The organism is Vagococcus carniphilus (genome assembly GCF_014397115.1).
GTDB lineage: Bacteria > Bacillota > Bacilli > Lactobacillales > Vagococcaceae > Vagococcus > Vagococcus carniphilus.
Genome location: NZ_CP060720.1, coordinates 271,915 through 294,378, shown reverse-complemented (window position 1 = coordinate 294,378; position 22,464 = coordinate 271,915). Strand labels below are relative to the sequence as shown.

Sequence of the window (22,464 nt, the reverse complement as noted above, 5' to 3'; positions counted from 1 at the left end):
CTTTTTATCAATAAAATAATAAGGCTGACCTAAAAAGGGCAGCCTCATTTATTTTTATCTAATTGTTTTAAATGCTTCAGACCAACTAATTAACTCATCTAACATGTCATTCACTCCAGCAGCCATATGATCTCCTGGTTTAAATGTCGTAAAGTTTTCAAAATCAGTAAATAAATTAAAAGCAGGATTAGTACGAACACTTGCTACTTTTTGCTCTGATAAGATAACTCGTAATTGCTCTGCAGCACGAATTCCTCCACCTGAACCATAACTAACAATACCAGCTGCTTTATTAAACCACTCTTCACGAGCGCTATCTAATGCATTTTTTAGTGATGCTGAAAGACCATGGTTGTATTCTTGTGTAATAAAAATATATCCATCTAAGTTTTTGATAGTTTCATTCCATTTAAGATTAGGTTCTCCCGTTCCCATAAATGGTAAGTCAAACTCTTTCACATCAACAATTTCAAACTCATGTTCATTTCTTTGTTTTGCTATTTCTTTAATGTATTCCCCAACTTGCGGACTGACGCGTCCCTCACGTGTACTTCCTAAAATAATGCCAAATTTCATTGATAAAATCCTCCCCAAAATTGTATTTTTTATTGATGAGGTAAGTATATAACACTTACTTTTTATTAGTCAAAGATAACGGCTTATATTTTTAGAGAATTAATTAATCATTCAATGTGTGCGGCATACCAATGACATCCATCATGCCATTTACAGCTAATTCAAATGATGGTAGTTTTGCTGACATAACTAGTTCAATATCAAGCTTTTGACATAAATCAGCTAGTGATAGATAAACATCTTCCAAACGAACCACAATCCGTTCTGGTCTACCAACTTGTTTTATCATATTCGTTACATATCTAACTATTTTTTCTTCCAATAATTTTGGATTTTCAATCATATCATGAAAAACAATACTTTGATTTTTGGTTTCAGAACAAAGAATCATAGGAACTACACATTTATTTTCAATTAAGTGGTTCGTATAAATATAAGATAGCTCTAAAGTAACGGGTTGCTTAGGTAACTTATTCAATCGCTTGATTAGAACTTTCTCTTTAAAGACTTCTGGATGTCCTTTATTTTCATCGTATAAATCAAATGGTAACATTTCATGTCCCTTATTATCATATAAATGACAATAATTATCATCTGACTTAGCCATCTCTTTAAGGGCATTTTCATTAGCTAGAATCATCTCTAAGCAATCAGCCAGTAACTTTATTTCAGATAAATTCAATGCTCTTGGTACAAATCCTGAAACATAAGCTGTAAAACTTAACCACTGTTTCTTACCTCTAAATGAGTACCCTAAATCCTTCACCAATTGATACTCTTCATCAGATAATTCATCTCGGTTATTGAAATCCATGCCAATTCCTTCTTGTAAGGTTGGTAAAAATGACAACGGATCAATCACATCAACTGTTCCGTATAACATGTTAGATAAATTTTTCTGTGCTTTTCTTGTTTGATAAATAAAGATAGCAATATTATTGGTGGCGTTTCCCATAAAGTGTAAAACAACGGGTCTATTTCTCTTTTTCAAATGTAAAACAAATAACTTATCTTCAGCAATTGATTCCCAAGGCTTAATTTTTTTTATTTGTATACCTAAATCAAATAGTCGGCACCACTCTTTTTTCAATGCCTCATTCATATAAAACCCTCCTAAGTTCTTGTGTATCCACTTTATAGAATAACATATAAGAAACCAATTTTTTCAAAAGTTATCTATTAAAATAAAAAAAGAGCCAATAATTGGCTCCTGTCAGGTCTTCGCTTATTACAGCTCCCCATAACGGACCGACTCAAGGTCGGCTCTGACAACTACATTATATCAACACAATAAACTAATTTCAACTATATAATCATACTTAACGACACCTTAAACGACATAATTAAATTATTGGTAAATTTACATGTCGATATTCCTCTATGGTTGTTTCGATAATGTCTTCCACACTTCTAATCTGTTTAATATTGCCTATAATTTGTCCTGCCATAACAGAACCCTCATCTGTATTTCCTTCTACTACTGCTTTTCTTAGAGAACCCATTGTTAGTTTTTCCAACTCTTCGCGATTCATCTCAGCTTTTTCCATCTCGATATATTTTAGAGTCATCTTATTCAGAATACTTCTAACTGGAGCACCTTGGCTCCTTCCTGTTACCACAGTATCTGTTTCAACTGATGACACTATTTTCTCTTTGTATGAATCAGGAATCGGGCATTCTTTAGAGGCAAGAAAAGCTGTTCCCATTTGGATACCTGATGCCCCTAAAGCAAACGCTGCTGCTAATCCACGACCATCTGAAAATCCACCTGCCGCTACAACTGGAATAGAGACTGATTGGACCACTGAAGTCACTAAAGGCAATGTAGCAACTTCACCAATATGCCCTCCCGCTTCAGTTCCTTCTACCACAAGAGCATCCACCCCAAGCTCTTCCATTTTCTTAGCTAGTTTCACACTAGGGACAACCGGAATAACAATAATTCCTGCTTCTTTTAATTTAGGCATGAAACGTTTCGGTGTTCCAGCACCTGTCGTAACAATTTTAACACCCAGCTCAATAACCAAATCAACTATTTCTTCACAGTTAGCCATCATTAACATTAAATTAACAGCAAAAGGTTTATCTGTTAATTGTTGTGTTTTAAGAATCTCTTCTCTTAGTTTATCGACACTCATACTTCCTGTTGCGATAATGCCTAAGCCGCCTGCATTTGAAACAGCACTCACTAAAGGTGACATAGAAATTTGTGCCATAGCACCTTGAAAAATCGGATACTTAATTCCTAATAATTCTGTTATTTGATTCATTTATAGGCCTTCTTCCTTATTTTTAGCTTGAAAAATCTCTCAAAAATATCATACCATCAATTCTGAAGGAACTCCATCTACCTACTAAAACGTTTTCTTTTTACATATTCAATTATATAAAGCTTATTCCTAGCAGATAGCTTATAATATATTTATTATCCTAAAGTGAAAGAAGGTATCCTCCATGACAATCCGAACGTATAAGGAAAATCCGAATACTATGCCTATTTTTGATGAAAATAAAAGTTTAGAGATTGGTATTTACTCTTTAGGTGAGCACATAAGCAACCCGCATACTGGAACTATTTTAACCGCTCAAGAGAGAATCAATCAGATTAAAGAAATGGCCATTATGTCAGAACAAGCTGGTGTTGACGTCTTTATGCTAGGTGAGAGTCATCAAGAGGGCTTCGTTTCTCAAGCTCATGCTATTATCCTTTCTGCTATTGCAGAAGCAACTAAAACAATAAAAATATCCAGTGGCGCCACCATTGTCAGTACATCCGACCCAGTTCGCATCTACGAAAATTTTGCCACTTTAGATTTACTTTCTAACGGCCGCGTTGAAATTGTTGGTGGGCGCGCTTCTCGAGTTGGTTTATTTAAATTACTGGGTTATGATTTACGTAACTACGAAGAATTATTTGAAGAAAAATTTGATTTACTTCTTCAAATAAATAGAGAAGAATTTATTACTTGGCAAGGGCAATTTAGAGCTCCACTAAAGAATGCTCATATCATTCCACGTCCTCTCAATAATCATTTACCCATTTGGCGAGCTGTTGGTGGAGGACAAGGAAGTGCTATTAAAGCAGGAAATGCTGGCGTACCAATGAATTTAGCTATGCTAGGTGGACCAGCTACTAACTTTAAAAATACAATTGACGCATACCGTGCTTCAGCTAGAGATGCCGGTTTTGATGAAACAGCCTTACCGATTGCAACAGGTGGTTTGTTCTATGTTGCAAAAGATATCGATACTGCAATCAAAGAATTTTATCCACATGTTAATAACGGCTCAGTGAAAGCTATTGGGCAAGGTTACTCAGAACAATCTTTTGCTCACGCCAAGAATCCAAACAGTGTTTTAAATATTGGTGAAGTAAATCAGATAATCGAGAAAATCCTTTATCAACACGAAATGTTTGGCAATCAACGCTATATAGCAGAAGTTGATTTTGGTGGATTACCTTTTGATAAAATCAAAGAAAATATTGATGTGATGGGAGATAAAATTATTCCTGCAATCAAAAAATATACAGCGCCAAAAGAAAATAAGTAATGAGAATTCAATCAAAGCCTATCAAAGTCTTACTACTCACTTTGACAGGCTTTTAATTATGGTTCGATAAAACTGGTACCAGTTGCAACAGCTGTTGAGACGTGATAGCTGTAACCATTATCCACTAAATAAACAGCAACCACGATATCAGAATGATCTGTCATAATAATATTTCGATAATGACCATTTTCATTACTGTACGGTTCATCACTATGAGCACTCTTGCGTTCACTCTCAATATACTGTGAAAACATTCCCTTCGCCACATCTCTTGCTAGATTATCTGACGACTGACTTTCAATAGATTTCACAATATAAGCTTCTGATATGTTCTCCGTACCAAATCCCATCTCAGTTTCACCAGGTGATCTTTCTAACCAATATTGCTCGTCAGGCTTCATATTAGAAGGAGCTGTATGACTAAATTGATACATCACTTCTACCGCTCTCATAGCTATTTCTTTTTTAGCTTTTTCATCTTTAGTTACTTGAATCATTGGTTTTTTGTATAAACGACGTTCTTGATTAACCATATCTGTAAATATTTCAGCCACTTTATTATTTAACTCAATCCTTGATAACACTTCAGCTTGACGAATGGAAACTCTCGTATTATTTACTCCGACTTGATTGGCTACTTCCATGACACGAGGATCGTTATTTTTTAAAATATTTTTGATAATTGGATCTTTACTTCTATAAATATTAGTTTTAGTATAAGTCGTTGTGGTGTCTCCATTGGACATTTTTTCGATTGTTTTCACCACTTCACCTTCAGAAACTAAATCATACTCTGATATTGGCTCTGTAATAAGTTGTCCATCTTGATCTACATTAACTGTTTTTTCAATATCTTTATTTGCTACTTTTCGATACGATTCAGTCACTGTATATGTGTGAATCGTCTTGGATTTTTCTCTTGTTACAGTTAAGACAGGTTGGGTTTTACTAATAAAGACGTAACCTGTTGTTTCGGTTATTTTCTTCCCTGTTTGATCTACCTTAACAGTAACATCTCGTCTTTCAATGACTTCTTTAGCTCCTCTAGTTGCCTTAGCGTTCAAATAACCAATCCATTTATCTTTGTCATCATATAATGAATAATACGTTGAACCATTAAAATGTTCGTACCGGCCTCTTGCATTTAAGATTTTTTTATCGTATTTTTTAGTCGTATCTCTTTTTTTCCAGTTGAAATTTTGCCATATATCATAGTTTTTACTAATGATTTCTACACGACGTCCATCTGATATATAACTTCCTTCTGGCTTACTTCCTTTAGTAGCTTGAGCATTTAAATAGCCATACCACTTGCCGTTATTATCGTATAATGAATAATACGTTGAGCCATTAAAATGCTCATATCGACCTCTTGCTTTAAAGGTTTTTCCGTAAACAGTTGTCGTCTTATTTTTCCTCTTCCAACTAAAATTTTGCCACATATCATAATTATTTTTAGTAATTTTGACATAACGACCATCTGAAATATAATTTCCTTGAGCCTTTATTTTTTTAGTTGCTTTACTATTTAAATAACCATACCAGTTATCTTTATAGTCATATAATGAATAATAAGTTTCCCCATTACGATGCTTATAGTGTCCTTTAGCTTTAAACGTTTTTCCGTAAAAACGAGTGCTATTATCTCTTTTTTTCCAATTAAAACTTTGCCACATTTGATAATTTTTTTTCGTAACCTGGACATAACTTCCATCCGAAATATAGCTTCCTTGAGGCTTTTCTTTTACTGTCACTGTTTTATTCGACCCTGCAGCAATTACTTCTTGATGCGAGAAACCAACAAATACTAACATCAAGATAGATAACCCAACAACAAATCTTTTTTTCACGCATTTCACCCTTTCACTTTTCTTTTATAACTATACCATTTTAATAAAAAAAACACTTCTATTTAAAGAAGTGCTCTTAATTATTTTTTAAATTCACCACGATGGAATGCTGCAAGCATCTCTCTTACTTCATCTGTTGATTTAGTATTCATCAACTTGACTCTTAAGTCACTAGCTCCTGGGAAGCCTTTAACGTAAATTTTAAAGAAGCGATGTAACCCGACAATAGAGCGTGGTACTAGTTCACTATACTTATCTTGTAAATCTAATTGAAGTTGTAGTAAGCCTAGTAGTTCCGCTGAACTATGTTCTTTTTTCTCCAGTTCAAAAGCATAAGGATTTTTAAAAACACCTCGTCCAATCATGATGCCATCAACACCGTATTTTTCAGCTAACTCCAGTCCCATTTCACGATCTAAAATATCACCATTAATCGTAATTAATGTTTGAGGAGCAACTTTATCACGGATAGCCATAATTTCTGGAATCATATCAAAATGAGCTTCTACTTTACTCATCTCTTCTCTGGTTCTTAAATGAATCGATAAATTAGCAATGTCTTGTTCCAAGAGATGAGTGATCCAGTTTGTCATTTCAGCTACTTCTTTAAAGCCTAACCGTGTTTTAACGCTAATTGGTAATCCACCTGCTTTGGCTGCTTCAATCAATTCTGCGGCTCTATCTGGTCGTAAAATTAAACCACTACCTTTACCTCTATCAGCCACATTAGGGACCGGACATCCCATATTAATATCGATTCCTTTGAATCCCATTTCAGCTACTTCCAGGCTCATTTGACGGAAGAATTCAGGGTTATCTCCCCAAATATGGGCTACAATTGGTTGTTCATCTTCAGTAAAAGCTAAACGTCCACGTACACTATCTTTTCCATCTGGATGACAAAAACTATCTGAATTCGTGAATTCCGTAAAAAAGACATCTGGCGCGCCAGCTTCTTTTACAACGTGACGAAAAACAACATCAGTCACGTCTTCCATAGGTGCTAAAATAAAAAAAGGCTTTGGCAAATCCGCCCAAAAATTACTTGTCATTAGTTATATTCTCCGTTTCCCTTAGACTTCTCTCTTTTCAAACGCATTGCTATTATACTAAGAAAAAGTCAGAGAATCAAAATCTTTCTCTTTTATTTCTTTTAGGATAGTTTTTATTTCCCTAAAAAATGTAGTAACATTAAAGATAAAAGAATCACAATAGAAAGTGGGTTATCATTTGAAATGGGAACTAGAATCAACACAAGATCAGCTTTTCTTAATTCGTTTAATCCATTCATTTTATGGTTTTAGCTAGCGACTCTTTTTATTAAAATCAGGTATTTTTTTAAAAGGAGTTTATCATGAAAAACAATTACGAATTAAAACGTTTAGACGGAACAAAAATTATTTTTATTGGAAAAGGACTCTTAATTGGACTAGCTGTTGGATTTGTCGTCAGTCTTTTTCGGTTATGTATCGGTTTTATCAGTACAAAAATTGATGCTATCTATCTTTTTTTAAACCAACATTTACTTTTTTTAATTCCTTGGGTTCTATTTAGCTTATTTATAGCTTATTTTATTGGAAAATTAATTCAAAGTGATCCTGACATAAAGGGAAGTGGTATCCCTCAAGTAGAAGGACAACTTCGCGGTCAGATAACTATTAACTGGTTTTCAGTTCTTTGGAAAAAATTTGTTGGGGGGATTTTAGCAATTGGTATGGGTTTGTTTTTAGGTCGTGAAGGTCCTTCCATTCAACTCGGTGCCGTTGTTGCTCAAGGGGTTACTTCAAAAATGAGTCCCACAAAAGCAGAAAAGAAAATCTTTATCTCAAGTGGAGCGAGTGCTGGTCTTTCCGCTGCTTTTAACGCACCTATTGCTGGCCTTTTATTTGTCTTAGAAGAAGTTCATCATTCTTTTTCACCATTAGTTTTACTAACAGCTTTTTCAGCAACTATTGCGAGTAACTTTGTCTCACTTCACTTCTTTGGACTAAAACCAGCTTTATACATTGGTAAAATTGAAAGCTTGCCACTTAAATATTATTGGACTTTAGTTATCCTTGGTATTTTTGTTGGTTTATTAGGTTTAATGTATCAAAAAATTCTATTAAAAACATCCGAATGGTATAGCAAGTTAACTTTTTTACCATCTTACTTTTATGGTGTTATTCCTCTACTTTTAGTTATTCCTATTGGTCTTTTCTTACCACAACTTTTAGGTGGCGGTCATGATGTTATTATCGATTTAACGAAAACGAATTTTAGTATAAATGCCTTAATCATGCTTTTTTTATTTCGCTTTTTATTTTCGATGGTGTCTTATGGATCTGGATTACCTGGGGGAATTTTTTTACCTATTCTAAGTTTGGGAGCTGTTATTGGTGTGTTCTTTGGTGTCGTACTAGTTCAAACAATTGGGCTAGACGAAATTTATGTCAAAAATTTTCTTATTCTTGCTATGGCTGGGTATTTTGCGGCAATTAGTAAAGCTCCATTGACTGCTATGGTTTTGATTACCGAAATGGTTGGTAGCTTTTCTCACTTAATGTCGATTGGCGTTGTCGTTTTGATTAGCTATATTGTCCTTGATTTCTTCAATGGAAAACCTATTTATGAAGCTTTATTAGAGAAATTAGTGACTTCTGACGAATTTGATATTAGTGGTAAAAAGACGATTATTGAGTTTCCTGTTATCATGGAGAGCGCCTTTGATGAGCAAATGGTTCGAGATATTAAGTGGCCAAAAGACATGTTACTTGCTTCCATCAGAAGAGGAGAATCAGAAATTTTACCTCATGGTGATACACTTATTCATGCAGGAGATGTTCTTATTATCTTAACAGATGAGGGTATTTCTCAACACGTGAAAGATTATTTATTGGTTGAAAGTGAGTTTTAAAAAAGAGATGATAAAAGCGAAAACTTTTATCATCTCTTTCTTTAATTTGGCAACACTGAAATGTAATACATAATCCGGTCTGCATAATTAGGCGAATCCCTAAACTCTTTAATTTCTTGTTTTAATAGAGATAATTCATCTGTGATAATACCATCCACATCCATGAACATCATTTTATTCATTGTATCCGTATCATTAACAGTCCATGCAAAAACATGTTTCTTAGTGCCTCGCGCTTTAACAATAAAGGTTTCATTTAACGTTGTCGCCTCCATTGTATAACCATCTGACGGTGTATTAGGAAAGACAAAATTATAAGGTAAAATATAAGAAACAGGAATTTTAGGCGCTTGTTCTTTTAATGTTGAAATCACGTGATAATCCAAAGATTGAACTTCATGATGATGAGCTAAAATATTCTTTTCATAGGTTTTAATAAAATTAGCCATCATCTTTTTTGAGTCCTGCTTAGATGTTTTAATTTCAATTAACAATTTCTGATTCGCTTTATCTGCCACTTCTAAATACTCATCAAAACTAGCCACCTTAGCTGACATCCCATTTTCATGAACGGTCATTTGGGTTAATTCTTCCAAAGTGTAGGATTGAGGTGTGCCCTTATTTCCAGTTAATACTGATAAGTCAGGGTCATGCATCATCACAAATTTGCCATCTTTTGTTTCTTGAATGTCCATCTCAATAAAATCTGGTTTCAATTGAATGGTTTTTTTCAAAGATGGAATCGTATTTTGAACTCCATTTGGATGAGTCAAACTATCCACTCCTCTATGAGAAACTATCTTCGGTTCTCTTTGAGTTAACCCATTTAAAAAGAAAATATTAAAAACTAAAATACTTAAACTAACCATAGCTAAGATAAAGCCATTCAATACATTCAGCCACCTAAGAGAAACCTGAGATGGTTGCCATTCTTTTTCTTCAACATGAGACAAGATAGTCGGATGATACATCAATAAAGACATAAGTAAGACTGATGTCCACGCACCACCAATCACATCAATCACTTGAACTAAAGATAAATTAATCATTCCACCAATTAATGGATAAGGATCACTTAATGTATCTAGCCAAATTTGAGCAAAATAAATACAAACAAAAATAACATACTTCAAACCAACACTGAATAAACTGAATAGAAAAATACGCCATGAAAAATGCCAAAATTTACCTTTCGTTAATGACAAACTTTTTGAAATAGCTTCTTTAGGTGAAATCTGGGTTAAAATAACCAGTGGTAAAATAAAAATCCACCGAATCGCAAGATAGGCAATGACAATACCAAAAAAAGCTAGTAAGAATGCATACAGTAAATTATTACCTAAAAAATCAATGATGAACGTTGGAATAACCACTTTACTTAGTAATTGAGTTTGAAATATTTCTTGAGATACTGGAATAATCAACATGAAATAAAAGAAGAAAAAACCAAACGAACGCCATGTTTGCCTACGAATCTCCTGCCAACTTTCTTTTACTAAACCAATCAAATTAAATTGGCGCCGATAAATCTGCTGAATGCCTAACAGTAAATAAGAAAACTGGAAATAAACCGTCATAATCAAGGTAATAAATAAGAGCAGCAATAAAAAAATCGCCAATGGTTTTTGAACCAGAACAATCAGATTAGTATAAGATAAATACGGAATATGCTGACTCCTTAAAATAAGGGAGGCTGTATAATCAAACAAGGCAATAACCGCGAACAACATCACATTCATACTAAAAAATAAGGTCAAATAACTTAAACAATGGGAGAAAAACTCTTTTGTTATTTTCTTAAAAAGAGAAAAAGTAGACATGTTAACACCTCCAAGTTAATTTTTAGTCTATTTTCTATATACTGTTCACTATATAGGAAAGAATATTCTTAGCGCAAGGGCCCTAGCCAAAGAAATTTCTAGGCCTTTTTACCTAGATACCTCCTCTAAATGAAGTAATAACTTTTCTTTATTAATTATTGTTAACTGTTTATTTTCCCAAGTGAAAATCCCTGCTTCTTGCCCCTTCAGAAATGCTCGATTCAAATTTCTAAGGCTCGTATTTAGCGTGACTGCAAGTTCTGATTTTTTCAATTGAATCTCTTGATTTTCAGGAAATCTCATTAAATAATGTAACAAATGCTCGTATGTCGTTCCCTGATTTTGTTGAACAATATAATTTGAACTATAGATTAATTTATCATTCAATTCTTCAAATAAATACTCCGTCAACTTAAAATCTGCTTGCATCCACTCCTTGACACTCTCTTTAGGAAGGGTTAATAGCGAAACATCTGATAATGCTGTAATTTCATAAGTTCCCCTTCGCTCGGAGAATAACTCCATCTCGCCAAAACAATTCCCCTGATTTAATTCTTTTAAAAAAATATGATCGCCATTTTCTAAATAAGTTCTCACAGCGACTTTACCCGACACAATAAAATACACCCCTTCGTTAAATGTTTCTGCCGCAAGAATTGTTTGATTTTTAGAGATCGTTAATTTTTTAGTTCTTTTAGTTAACAACTCAGGAATGTGGTCTAAAGGTTGATACATTTCATCTCACCTCTTTTATTTTTTTCCAGTATAACTTATTTTAGGACAGGTGTCCTAGAATTAATCACCTCAAGCTTTTATATTAAAGGCATCAAAACAAATGAGGTGACTAATATGAGAAAAATGATTATTGATACAGATACGGGCAGTGATGACGCAGTTGCTTTAGCTTTAGGATTATTAGCAAGCGAGGTTGATATTTTAGGCATTACAACTGTCTCTGGAAATTGTAACGTGGATCAAGCAACTTTAAATGCTTTAATGACCGTTGAAGTTTGCCAAAAAGAGACACCAGTTTTCAAAGGTTGTCGTCTACCTTTATTAAGAGAAGTACCTGTTGATGCAGTAGATGTTCACGGAAAAGACGGCATGGGAGATCTTGAATTAATTCATCCTACTCGCTTACCCGAAACGACTCATGGCGTTGATTTCATCATTGAGACAGTCAAAAAATATCCTGGTGAAGTAGAGATTGCAATCATTGGACCTGCCACCAATATTGCTTTGGCCATCATGAAAGAACCAGTTATCATGAGACAAGTGAAGCATTACTACATCATGGGAACAGGCGGATTTGGCTTAGGGAATGCCTCAACCATGGCAGAATTTAACGTATACGCTGATGCAGAAAGTTACGTTCCTTTATTAAGAAGTTCCGTTCCTAAAACAATTATTGGTTTTGATATTTGTATAGAAAATGCTCTCTTAGAAAAAGAAATTGAAACTTTAAGAAGTAAAAATCCACTAGGAAAATTCTTGATGGATGCTAATGAAACATTAAGACAATACAACATCAAACGAACAGGGGAAGCAATTATTGATTTACCAGATGCCGTTGCACTTGCAGTTGCCTTATGGCCTGAAGAAATTGTTACTAACTCAAAACAAGTTTACGCAACTGTTACTTACAAAGAAGAACAAACTTACGGCCTTGTTATTATGAATGACCCAAATGATGCCCTAGCTGTTATCCAAACGTATCCAGCTACTAATGCAGAAGTGATTACTCAAATTGACACAGCCTTATTTAAAGAAAAAATGCTTACTTTAATATAAAAAATAGGATAACTGTCACAGCATTTTATGCTCTGCGACAGTTATCCTGTTTTTACTTTTGTTTAACTAACCACTGACTAGCAGATTCTATTTCTTCATAGGTTAATTGATGAGAAACAGACCAAACTTCAGTCATTGAAGCTTTTCTTGAACTAAATATATCTGATACACGGTAACTTTCACTCATCGAAACAATCGGATCTGCTTTACCAAAACTAGCGAAAATGGCTGTTTGTTCTAGCGACTTCGTTTCCTTTATGTCAACTGGATACATTGGATGGAACAAGATTCCCTTTTGATAGCTATCAGGATAATCTAGTAATAACCTAATAGCAATATTTGCCCCATTCGAATAGCCCACCAAAACAATTTCTTCATCTAAAAGAGAATGTTCACGGATTAACTCATTGATTGTTTCATGTAGTTGTTTACTCTGCTCAGCTAAATCGACTTCATCAAAAACACCTTCAGTTAATCGTTTGAAATAACGAGGGTAGCCATTTTCTAAAACATTTCCTCTAATGCCAATTTTGGTTGCATCCGAATCTATTAAATTCCCCACTTCTAATAACGATGTTTCATCCCCGCCCGTTCCGTGAAGTAAAATTAAAACGGGATGTTTCTTTTTACCCTGTTGAATAGTGTATTTCATTGATTTCCCTCCCTTAATCTGGTCTTTTTATTGTTCTTTTTTCTCCTAAAGTTGCATAGTCATTTCCTGCCAAACGACTAACAGGATTTAACAAGTCTGGATCTATCCGTCCTTCATGATACAACTCATCAACAATATGATATTTTTTTATTTTAAGTAATAGTAAATCCGCATTGACTTCTTGGTCACTTTTAATTGGCACATGTTGATATAATTCGACTTCCATTTTGATTTTTAATTCTTCAATCAATGGCACACTGACTTCCTCTGAATTTCCTAAAGTAAAATTAGTTAAGGAAAGCTCACTTTCAGTTGCCTTCAAATTAGCAGCCGTTTGATTAATATCTTCTAAAGAAGTTTCATCTGCGATATGAATGACTGCTTCTTTTTTAGTTACTATATTTCTAGCTGTATCTTTCATCTCACCTGATTTTCTCTGAATAGCCAGTGAAACAATCGGAGGATTTGATGTCACAATATTAAAATAGCTAAAAGGAGCAATATTAACAATAGTCTCTTCAGATATACTTGTTACGACAGCTACAGGTCTTGGAATAATGGAACCAATTAAAAACTTATAATTATCTCGCTCACTTAACTCTTCCGGTCTAATCGATACCATTTGTCTTCCCTCTTTCACTAAGAGATGGTAAATGACTTTCCAACTGTGGACGCAATGATTCAAATTGAGGTGGTAGCATTAAGGTTTCTCCTAAATGCTCTAAGGATTCATTAATCGTAAAACCCGGGCCATCTGTAGCCATTTCAAAAACAATATTGCCTTTTTCAATAAAATAGATAGCGTTAAAATATTGCCTATCTTTAATTTCTGTTACGTTGTACTTTTCTTCATACAAATAATCTTGCCATTGACGATGGCTCGTATCATCTGGAACAGACCAAGCAATGTGATGAACCGTTCCAACACCGAAACGCCCTCTAGCTAAACGTTCTTTAGGGACAATTAAGTGGTGCTTTTCTTCACCTACTGTTTCTAAATGATAGGTTTCTTCCGTCTCACTTAATTGAATTAAACCTAAGTCATCCATCAAGGTTTTAACGGTTTGTTTAGGTGAGCTGGATAATAAAGTGGCGCCATGAAATCCAAGAATTTTCTCATCTTTTCCAACGTCATCCCCTTCAACTAAGGCAAGAGATAAACCATGAGGATCAAAAAATTCAATCGTTGGTTTCAAGAATAATTGTGTCACTTGAAACTCGATATTAAAAGAAGTTAGTCGTTCATTCCAATACCCTAAACTTCCCTTAGGAACTCGAAAAGCGATACGGCCAACTTGCCCACTACCTACTCGACCACGACTTGCTGTTGTCCACGGGAAAAAGGTAATCAAAGTTCCTGGCTCTGCTAAATCATTGCCAAAATAAAGATGATACGTTTCTGGGTCATCAAAATTAACGGTTTGCTTCACTAAACGTAACTTTAATACGCCTTCGTAAAACGAAATATTTTCTCTAGGATCTCCTACAATAGCTGAGATATGATGAATTTTTTTAATTGCTTCCATAAGGCATTACTCCTTTATTTTTGTATCAAATGGTTTAATAACACTTTCAATATAGTCACGTTTATTTTCTAGAAATGGTGCTAACGATAAACTTTCTCCTAAAGTTTCATAAGGTTCATCTTGCATAAAACCAGGCTCATCAGTTGCTAACTCCACTAAAATGTGACCGAGTCTCACATAAAGCGATTCAAAATAATAACGATCAACATAACCTGAATTCGGTAAGCCTAACTCTTCAAATAATTCTTGCCAAACTTTCAGTGAATCACTACTCTTCAATCTAAAAGCTAAATGATGTACTTCGCCGTAACCTTGAGCAGCATCTCTGTCTTCTTCATTATCGACTAAAATAATTTGAGCTCCGTTTCCGCCTTCTCCAACCTCCATCAGGTAACGATTTCCTTCATGCTTAATTTCTTTAAATGAAAAAATCGTCTCCATTAAAGTTTTCAACTGATCCAAGTAACTCACACTAATTTCAACAGTTCCTAATCCGTAAATAGCAAACTCTTCTGGTACAGGCCCCTTTTTCCAAGGTGTTCCTGCCGCTACGCCCTTATTCGTTTCATCTGAAATTAATTGATAAGCTTGTTCGTCCTCATCCCAAAAAGATAATACGTTTCGGCCAAACTCTTCTTTAATTTCCTCATGAGTAACCCCAAACTCTTCAAAACGTTTTTTATAATACTGAATAGCAGCATCACTTGGTACTCTGAAACCTGTTCGACTAATCGAGTTAGTTCCTTTTACCCCTTTTGGATTATTTGGAAAATCAAAAAAGGTCATCGTTGTTCCAGGAGAGCCTGTATCATCTGCGTAGTAAGTATGATACGTATAAATATCATCCTGATTAACTGTTTTTTTAACTAATCTCATCCCTAATATCTTAGTAAAAAAATCATAATTCTTTTTAACATCGCTGGTCATAGCTGTTACATGGTGAATTCCTAATGGTTTATCTTGTTCTCTCATTTTTAATTCCTCTTTTCATTTATTGTTTATCTAACTGACGATTTACTTTTGCTAATAATTTTAATAACTGTTCTAGCTCTTCTTTTTCCAAATTACTAAAACAATTTTCGATTGTCTCAGCATGCTGTGGGAAAATATCTTCCATAAGGATTTTGCCTTTTTCTGAAATTTGAACAAAGGTTACTCGCTTATCTTTTTCAGATACGTGTCTTGTCACATAATTTTTCTTTTCTAACTGATCAATCACATAAGTGGTGCTACTACTAGCTATTAATATTTTTTCTTTAATTCCCTGTGTCGTTTGCTGTCCCTTATGAAAAAGTAGCTCAAGTACTGAAAATTCAGTGATATTAAGGTTATAACTAGATACATCTTCTTTAACAATTCTTTCAAATTTATTGCTTCCACGCATTAAGCTAATAAACGAGCCTAAAGCCATCTCTCTACGATTCATTTTAATGACCTCCTTATAATTATCTCGAATTCGAGATAACTACCTAAAAAAATATAATCTCGATTGGATTGATTTCAGTATAATACGTTACTTACTAAAAGTAAACTGATTAGACTTATCCTGTATTCGACCAAAAAAAGACACCTTTTCTTGAAAAGATGTCTAAACAAAATTCTACTAACATTCTAGATTGTTTTTTATTCTATTTCTTGTTAACGTTAAAGCATGATTAGTTATATAAGTATTTTCAACTTGCCTGTATGTGATTAAGCGGCTTATCTCTTGATTTTCTTTCTTAATCAACCTTACTTTAAAAAGACATAGCATTAAAACACATAAGATTATTTCAATCGTTAAAATAAACATCTTCTCACCTCCTACCTACATACTATGATGAAATAGCTTGTAGGTAGGATGACATATGTCACACTTTTAAGGAGAATTCTATATGTTGGATGAACAAAAATTACTGAACCAATACCATCTTGATATTAATCAGTTAAAGCACTATAAATACGTCCATTTTAATCCTCGAGAAACAATTATTCTTGAAGGAATGGAAAATTTTAACCTTCTAATTGTCTCTTCTGGAAAAGCCAAAGTCTGTTCCACTGCTAAAAATGGAAAAAATTTAATTCTTAGTTATTATTTATCCAGCGGTATTATTGGCGATATCGAATTTCTAACAGATGAACCAAAAGCTACCACAACGATTATTGCACTCTCGCCTTTTTCTTGCCTTTTAGTTCCTTTAAAAGAAAATGCGTCCTATTTAAAAGAGAATACACCTTTCATTAAAGCCTTAGGTAAAGGATTAACAGAAAAGTTACAACGAAGTGCCGAAAATTTTTTATCTACTAGTCTATATACTGGTGAGGAGCGATTATGTTCTTACCTACTCAACTGTTCCTATAAAAATTATTTCCAAGATAATTTAAAAGAAGTAGCTGATACATTAGGACTTAGTTATCGTCACTTACTAAGACTGCTTAAACAATTAGTAGAAGATGGATTAATTGAAAAAACAGAGGACGGTTATTTTATTAAAGAAGAACAAGCCTTAAAAAAACGTTCCATCGATTCTTTTTAATTAATTAAAAAAATTAGGATAGTCCATTTTTACTTCCTCTAGCTCTGTATCAGAGTAAACTTTTAATCCCTTGCTCTTAAAAAAGGCAGTTGCCACACCTATTCCACTGATTTTACATCCTGTGAATGTCCCATCATAAATAAACTGACTGCCACATGATGGGCTATTCTCTTTTACAATTAACACATTGATTCCTTTACTTTTTAAGTTATCATAGGCTTTCTCTGCGCCTGCTAAGTAGATCGACGTTACATCTTCACCATCAATATCAAGCACACGAGCTTTTCCCTCTAAAACATTGTAACCATCTCCACCAATTATTTCAGCTGGTTTTCTTGGAATAGGTAATCCGCCAAGTACCTCAGGACAAATCATTTCAGCTTTTTTATTTTCGACAAGTTCAACCAATTCATCTCTACTTTGACTTTTGCCATCATATCGACAAGCAATACCTCCTAGACAAGCACTTATTCCAATCATTTAATTCCTCCTCATTGATTTAGCTTTCTTTGATTATGACAACTTTAATCTATTATTGGGATGTTTACAATATAAAAAGCATCCCTATTAAAAAGGATGCTTTTTCAAGGACTTATTCTTCAATAACTTTTGTTAAAAACTCATACATATTAGATTCAACTGGTGTAACTAAAGAAAAATCCATTTCAACAATATTCTTATATTTCCCATCATTTGTGGGTTTCTGTTTTTGCTCAATGGTTTTCTGAATAGGCGACATTTCCCCCATATAATAAAAATCTGTTTCATTATCTTTTTTATTATATTTTCGCTTGATAAATAGATGAATTTTCCAGTTTTCTGGATTTTTTAACACCTGGACTTCAGGCGAATCAATCGTTCTAGGTGATTTAGTAAACCATCTAAAGGTGCTTTCATTCAAGAATTCATCTTCATAAGCAATTAAAGAAGCATTGAAATCTTTTCCTTTGTCTAAGGTAACAAAAATAGCAAAATGATTGTTACTAAATGTATAGCCACCAATACCTTGCTCGTTTTGTTTGAAATCCATATTCAATAGACGTAACACATCTTTACGACGATACTTTTTATATAAGCCTAAAGGTTCAGTTACCTCATACTGTTTGGTTTTCTCTAGACCCGTTTGAATGACATCAATCATCAATTTATTAAAATAAGGATTTTGCCAAAATTGTTGTAATTGTTCTGTCGCTTCAATCTTTGTATCAGTCACTTCAAATAATTGAGATGCTTGATATCCTCTTCTTGTTACAGTTTCATAAAAAGATAAGTCTAGTACTTTTAGCATAGATTCAAAGATATCTTCTGTATATGGCACATCTAAATTTAAAAATAATTGTTTTACTTCTTCTAAAGTAATTGAAACTTCCTTTGTTTCAAAAAAGAAGTTTAATACCAACAATTCGTGAGGACGTAAACCTGATAAAAATTCAATTGAGACAAATTTTAATGCTAACATCTCAGCTTCACTAATAGTTCCTTCTGTCTCCCCTAATTTAGCTAAAAATTGATAGTAAATTTTCTCTTTACCAATAATAACCAAAGGATCTACACTACCAAATTTTTCAAAATCTAATAGATAAGGAATACGGTTCAATCGATTTTTTAATGTTATAAAACTTTTCTTGAGTTCTGCCATCGAATCCATTTTTACTTGATCAATAGACGTAAAAATACGATCTTTAGCAATTTCCTCAAAATTAATTGCTGATAGACCTGAAATATAGGTTGCATCAATGGTATCTCTTCGTAGATTGTTTTTATTTCTTGAATGATCTCCTGATAAAGCCATTGGTATCATATAATTATTTTTATAATTACCAATAAAATCAATAACTGTCACAAATTCTTTTGATTCATCTTTTCTCAATCCACGACCTAATTGTTGGATAAAGATAATACTTGATTCAGTATTTCGCAGCATAATAATCTGATTTACTTTTGGAATATCAATTCCTTCGTTAAAGATATCAATCGTAAAAATATAATGAATATCGCCATTTTCTAACCGCTCAACTTCTGATTCTCTAAAATCGGATGAATGATCACCTGATAAATAACTACTAGGTATCCCTCGTTCATTAAAGAGTCTAGACAATTCTTTAGCCTCTTCTTTACGACTACAAAAAACTAATCCCTTCGCGTCATTTCCAGAGCAACCATAATACTTAATTTTATTAATCAAAAAGTTGACTCTTTCTTGCGTCGCCAAGTATTTTAAATCTGTCGTTTCATTTATCAATAGACCTTCTTTTTCATAATCGGTCACACCGAAATAATGAAACGGACAGAGTAAATCTTCCTCTAAAGCTTCTTGTAATCTAATTTCATAAGCAACATTATAATCAAATAATTCAAAAATATTAAAACCGTCTGTTCTTTCTGGTGTTGCAGTCATTCCAAGTAAAAATTCCGGTTCAAAGAAATCAATAATCTTTCGATAAGTCTCAGAACCAGCTTTATGAACTTCATCAATTAAGATATAATCAAAGGCTTCTTTTCCAAGTAATTCCTGATAGTCGTCTTTTGCTACCATTATATTCGTAGCAAATAAATACTTGGCTTCTAAATTTTTAGTGCTTCCTGATAAAATGCCATAATCATTCTCTGGACCACCAATTATTTTTTTAAACGACTCCATAGCTTTAGTTAGAATCTGCTCTCTATGGACGATAAACAACATTCGCTTCGGTTTAAAAGCTAAGACATCTAACGCAGCTAGATAGGTTTTCCCTGTTCCTGTAGCTGAAACAACTAAGCCTTTTTTAGCCTTTGTTTCCCTTAATGCAACCAGGCTATCTAACGCCAATCGTTGCATTTTGTTAGGCGTAATATAAAGAGCGTCACTCTCCACAATCATCTCAGGCGTTTCTTTTAGCATTCGACTTGTTACAATTGGTTGATAAGATTTCTTAAATGTATCAATCCATTCAATCGTTAAAGGCTTTGCTTCTTGCCATTCACTTAGTAGATGCTCTTGAATAGTCGAAATCATTTCACCATTATCATATGACGTCAACTTCACATTCCATTCGTAGTTTTGCTTCAAAGCAGCCATCGTTAAATTAGAACTACCAATAATAAAACTCTGATATTCACCCATATCAAATAAATAGCCTTTTGAATGAAACCCTAGTTTCTCAGAGATTCTGACTTCCACATTTGGAATTTGTAACAAAGAATTAAAGACATCTGGATTATTAAACCCAAGATAAGTTGACGTTAGAATTTTACCAGAAATTCCGGCCTTATCTAAATCAGCAAGTTGAGCCTTAATAGCATTCAACCCACTTTGAGTAATAAAGGCAACTGAAATAAAAAAAGTACGACATTGCCTAAAATCATTTTGTAAAGTCGTTAGTAAATAATCGTTTTTCTCAGGATTATTTACAATAAATTTTGGATTCAATGTTTCGCTTGATTCATCTTTATTAATAAAAGCACGTTTCAATGCCTTTTCTAATACATCCATTTTACTCTTCTCCTATTTCCGTTACCTTTAATTTCTCAACTGTTGGAATATCTGCTGGAGCCCACTCTAATGAATCTAATTCTTGTGGTGATAACCACTTAACTTGCAAATGCTCTGTTAATTGTGGCTCTCCTGATTCCAAATAACAAATAAAAGTAGTTAAATTAACAAAACCAAAATCATATTCATAACGCGTAAAATCAAATGTTTCCTCCACCATTGAAACAGTAATTTTTAATTCTTCTCTTAGCTCTCTTTTAAGCGCTTGAACTTTAGTTTCATTTTCTTCAATTTTCCCACCTGGAAATTCCCACAGATTAGCTAAAGCTCTCCCTGGACCTCTTTGACAGCAAAGGATTTTTTTATCTTTAATGATGATAGCTCCCACAACATCTATTTCTTTTTTCATTGATTTCTTACCTCATACTTTTTTCTATTCTCCTCCAGCATCCCATAAAATAACTAAGTGAGCAAGAAGAATATAAAAAAGCATCCCTATTAAAAAAGGATGCTAAAAATTTATTCCATTAAGCCTCATGAACAACAAAACGATACCCTTTATTAGGGACGTTATAGATGAATTTTGTCTGAACCTGATATCTTTCAAGTTTATTCCTAAGTTGAGCCACAATTGAACCTACCATATTCTTTTTATCAATGTCATAATCACCACTCCAAATAGTCGTATAAATCGTTTCGTAGCCAACTATTTCATTTTTATTTTCTAGAAACAACTCTGCCAATTGATACTGTTTATTAGAAAGTGGTACATTCGTTTTATCAAAAATCATCGTTTGGGTTTCACCATCAAGGCTAATTGATATAACTTTTTCTTTTACTTCTTTTTCATTTGAATAATGATGAACATTTCTATTATAACGATCTTTTTTTATGTTACTCTTGGCTGACATTGGTGAAAAAGAAGCTGTTTTATTTGAAGATATATCCTCTGTTCCTTTTAAACTATCCATTCTTTTTAAAAGATTCAACACAGTCAATTCAATTTCTTTCATACTATGACCTTCATAGAAAAAGCCATCTATTCCGATATTTAAAAATACTTCTCTTTCAATGGATGTATATGCAACACTTGTTTTCAACCATATAGGCGCATTAGTTAACATTCTGATATTTAAGATAGTTGCGCATGTTTCAATCGTCGTCTCTTTTTCAACATCAACAACCAAAATGATACCCTTCACTGCTTTCAATTTTTCTGATATCTTTGTCTCACTAAAAAAACGATTATTAACAAATTTTACATCCAATAAACTAGAATCAAATGTTTTTACAAACTTTTCTGAATTATCATCTAGTCCCTCCTGATTTACAACTAATAATTGACCCTTTATCTTCATCCCGTTCATTTGCATGGACCTCTTTCTAATAATATTTCAAGTTGGATTTACTTACAATTACAAAATACCAACTAAATTATTTCTTCATTTATATATATATTTTTTTTGAAATTCCAATTTCCCCTAACTTAATTAACTACTACAAATTTTTTACAAAGTAGATTTAACCAAGAATTGACTCTTATACTTAAATCGGCATTTTCCCATTTAACTAAATACCAGTTCTCTTGAACTCCTTAAATAACAACAGTTCTCATCAAAAAAAGGAAATAAATTCCTTATAATACTGAAACAACCGATTATTTCCTCATATTTTCTAAAATAAGATTACAAAACGCTTTAATTAGCTCTCTCACTAAATGAAATAGTTTAGGTATAAAAAGGAATACTCCTAAAATAACAGAGGTAATAAGCCAAATATTATAAAGTTTTGGCTCTGATTGTAGCAATTTTTT

The 22,464-nt window shown here is 33.3% G+C and carries 20 protein-coding genes; 4 read left to right on the top strand and 16 right to left on the bottom strand.

Translation table 11 applies throughout. The annotated features are described in order from the left end of the window. Positions 1 to 54: 54 nt before the first annotated feature. The 3 genes from H9L18_RS01570 to H9L18_RS01560 form a co-directional block, all read right to left on the bottom strand. Positions 55 to 576 carry an NADPH-dependent FMN reductase gene (locus H9L18_RS01570; RefSeq protein WP_126795710.1) on the bottom strand — a complete coding sequence of 174 codons (522 nt, stop codon included), beginning with the start codon at positions 574 to 576 and terminating at the stop codon, positions 55 to 57. Positions 577 to 679: 103 nt separating this feature from the next. After that, the gene (locus tag H9L18_RS01565; RefSeq protein WP_126795708.1) at positions 680 to 1,678 is read right to left on the bottom strand and encodes a DUF7309 domain-containing protein; all 999 of its coding nucleotides are present in this window, start codon (positions 1,676 to 1,678) and stop codon (positions 680 to 682) included. 241 nt (positions 1,679 to 1,919) lie between these two features. Then, positions 1,920 to 2,846: a DUF561 domain-containing protein gene (locus H9L18_RS01560; RefSeq protein ID WP_126795706.1), complete on the bottom strand. Its 927-nt coding sequence runs from the start codon at positions 2,844 to 2,846 to the stop codon at positions 1,920 to 1,922. A gap of 184 nt (positions 2,847 to 3,030) precedes the next feature. Between H9L18_RS01560 and H9L18_RS01555 the strand changes: the two genes are divergently transcribed. Then, positions 3,031 to 4,128 carry an LLM class flavin-dependent oxidoreductase gene (locus tag H9L18_RS01555; RefSeq protein ID WP_221884904.1) on the top strand — a complete coding sequence of 366 codons (1,098 nt, stop codon included), beginning with the start codon at positions 3,031 to 3,033 and terminating at the stop codon, positions 4,126 to 4,128. 56 nt (positions 4,129 to 4,184) lie between these two features. Here H9L18_RS01555 and H9L18_RS01550 read toward each other — a convergent pair whose 3' ends face one another. Further along, positions 4,185 to 5,978, bottom strand: a complete 1,794-nt coding sequence (locus tag H9L18_RS01550; RefSeq protein ID WP_126795704.1) for a hypothetical protein — start codon at positions 5,976 to 5,978, stop codon at positions 4,185 to 4,187. An 80-nt stretch (positions 5,979 to 6,058) separates the two neighbouring features. Beyond that, positions 6,059 to 7,030 carry a tRNA dihydrouridine synthase gene (locus H9L18_RS01545; protein WP_126795702.1) on the bottom strand — a complete coding sequence of 324 codons (972 nt, stop codon included), beginning with the start codon at positions 7,028 to 7,030 and terminating at the stop codon, positions 6,059 to 6,061. 302 nt (positions 7,031 to 7,332) lie between these two features. On the opposite strand from H9L18_RS01545, the gene H9L18_RS01540 reads away from it, so the two are divergent. After that, on the top strand, positions 7,333 to 8,874 hold the full coding sequence (locus H9L18_RS01540) for a ClC family H(+)/Cl(-) exchange transporter (RefSeq protein ID WP_126795700.1): 1,542 nt from the start codon (positions 7,333 to 7,335) through the stop codon (positions 8,872 to 8,874). A gap of 41 nt (positions 8,875 to 8,915) precedes the next feature. On the opposite strand, the gene H9L18_RS01535 is transcribed toward H9L18_RS01540, so the two are convergent. Then, positions 8,916 to 10,694, bottom strand: coding sequence for a glycerophosphoryl diester phosphodiesterase membrane domain-containing protein (locus H9L18_RS01535; protein ID WP_126795698.1), 1,779 nt, complete (start codon positions 10,692 to 10,694; stop codon positions 8,916 to 8,918). A 108-nt stretch (positions 10,695 to 10,802) separates the two neighbouring features. Beyond that, positions 10,803 to 11,429 carry a Crp/Fnr family transcriptional regulator gene (locus H9L18_RS01530; protein ID WP_126795696.1) on the bottom strand — a complete coding sequence of 209 codons (627 nt, stop codon included), beginning with the start codon at positions 11,427 to 11,429 and terminating at the stop codon, positions 10,803 to 10,805. A gap of 114 nt (positions 11,430 to 11,543) precedes the next feature. On the opposite strand from H9L18_RS01530, the gene H9L18_RS01525 reads away from it, so the two are divergent. Then, entirely contained in the window at positions 11,544 to 12,485 is a 942-nt protein-coding gene (locus H9L18_RS01525) for a nucleoside hydrolase (RefSeq protein WP_126795694.1), read from the top strand. Between the two features lie 52 nt (positions 12,486 to 12,537). On the opposite strand, the gene H9L18_RS01520 is transcribed toward H9L18_RS01525, so the two are convergent. Genes H9L18_RS01520 through H9L18_RS01500 form a run of 5 tightly spaced genes read right to left on the bottom strand, consistent with a single transcriptional unit; the run spans position 12,538 to position 16,089 of the window. After that, positions 12,538 to 13,137, bottom strand: a complete 600-nt coding sequence (locus H9L18_RS01520; RefSeq protein ID WP_126795692.1) for an alpha/beta hydrolase — start codon at positions 13,135 to 13,137, stop codon at positions 12,538 to 12,540. A 13-nt stretch (positions 13,138 to 13,150) separates the two neighbouring features. Beyond that, positions 13,151 to 13,759: a flavin reductase family protein gene (locus tag H9L18_RS01515; protein WP_126795690.1), complete on the bottom strand. Its 609-nt coding sequence runs from the start codon at positions 13,757 to 13,759 to the stop codon at positions 13,151 to 13,153. Further along, positions 13,746 to 14,663 (bottom strand): VOC family protein, encoded by a 918-nt coding sequence (locus H9L18_RS01510; protein ID WP_126795688.1) that lies wholly within the window; start codon positions 14,661 to 14,663, stop codon positions 13,746 to 13,748. The genes H9L18_RS01515 and H9L18_RS01510 overlap by 14 nt, the downstream gene beginning before the upstream one ends. A gap of 6 nt (positions 14,664 to 14,669) precedes the next feature. Then, entirely contained in the window at positions 14,670 to 15,635 is a 966-nt protein-coding gene (locus tag H9L18_RS01505) for a ring-cleaving dioxygenase (RefSeq protein ID WP_126795686.1), read from the bottom strand. Positions 15,636 to 15,654: 19 nt separating this feature from the next. Beyond that, positions 15,655 to 16,089, bottom strand: a complete 435-nt coding sequence (locus tag H9L18_RS01500; protein ID WP_126795684.1) for a MarR family winged helix-turn-helix transcriptional regulator — start codon at positions 16,087 to 16,089, stop codon at positions 15,655 to 15,657. Between the two features lie 448 nt (positions 16,090 to 16,537). Here H9L18_RS01500 and H9L18_RS01495 point away from each other — a divergent pair, with 448 nt between their 5' ends. Next, complete coding sequence (locus tag H9L18_RS01495) at positions 16,538 to 17,179, top strand: cyclic nucleotide-binding domain-containing protein (protein WP_126795682.1); 642 nt, start codon at positions 16,538 to 16,540, stop codon at positions 17,177 to 17,179. Here the strand turns inward: H9L18_RS01495 and H9L18_RS01490 are convergent, their stop codons facing one another. The 4 genes from H9L18_RS01490 to H9L18_RS01475 all read right to left on the bottom strand — a co-directional run bounded on the left by H9L18_RS01490 (position 17,180) and on the right by H9L18_RS01475 (position 22,018). After that, complete coding sequence (locus H9L18_RS01490; protein WP_126795680.1) at positions 17,180 to 17,659, bottom strand: 2-thiouracil desulfurase family protein; 480 nt, start codon at positions 17,657 to 17,659, stop codon at positions 17,180 to 17,182. Positions 17,660 to 17,771: 112 nt separating this feature from the next. Continuing rightward, the gene (locus tag H9L18_RS01485; protein ID WP_126795678.1) at positions 17,772 to 20,651 is read right to left on the bottom strand and encodes a DEAD/DEAH box helicase; all 2,880 of its coding nucleotides are present in this window, start codon (positions 20,649 to 20,651) and stop codon (positions 17,772 to 17,774) included. Position 20,652: 1 nt separating this feature from the next. Further along, positions 20,653 to 21,060: a (deoxy)nucleoside triphosphate pyrophosphohydrolase gene (locus H9L18_RS01480; protein WP_126795676.1), complete on the bottom strand. Its 408-nt coding sequence runs from the start codon at positions 21,058 to 21,060 to the stop codon at positions 20,653 to 20,655. 118 nt (positions 21,061 to 21,178) lie between these two features. After that, positions 21,179 to 22,018: a response regulator transcription factor gene (locus H9L18_RS01475; RefSeq protein WP_185847525.1), complete on the bottom strand. Its 840-nt coding sequence runs from the start codon at positions 22,016 to 22,018 to the stop codon at positions 21,179 to 21,181. Positions 22,019 to 22,464 lie beyond the last annotated feature (446 nt).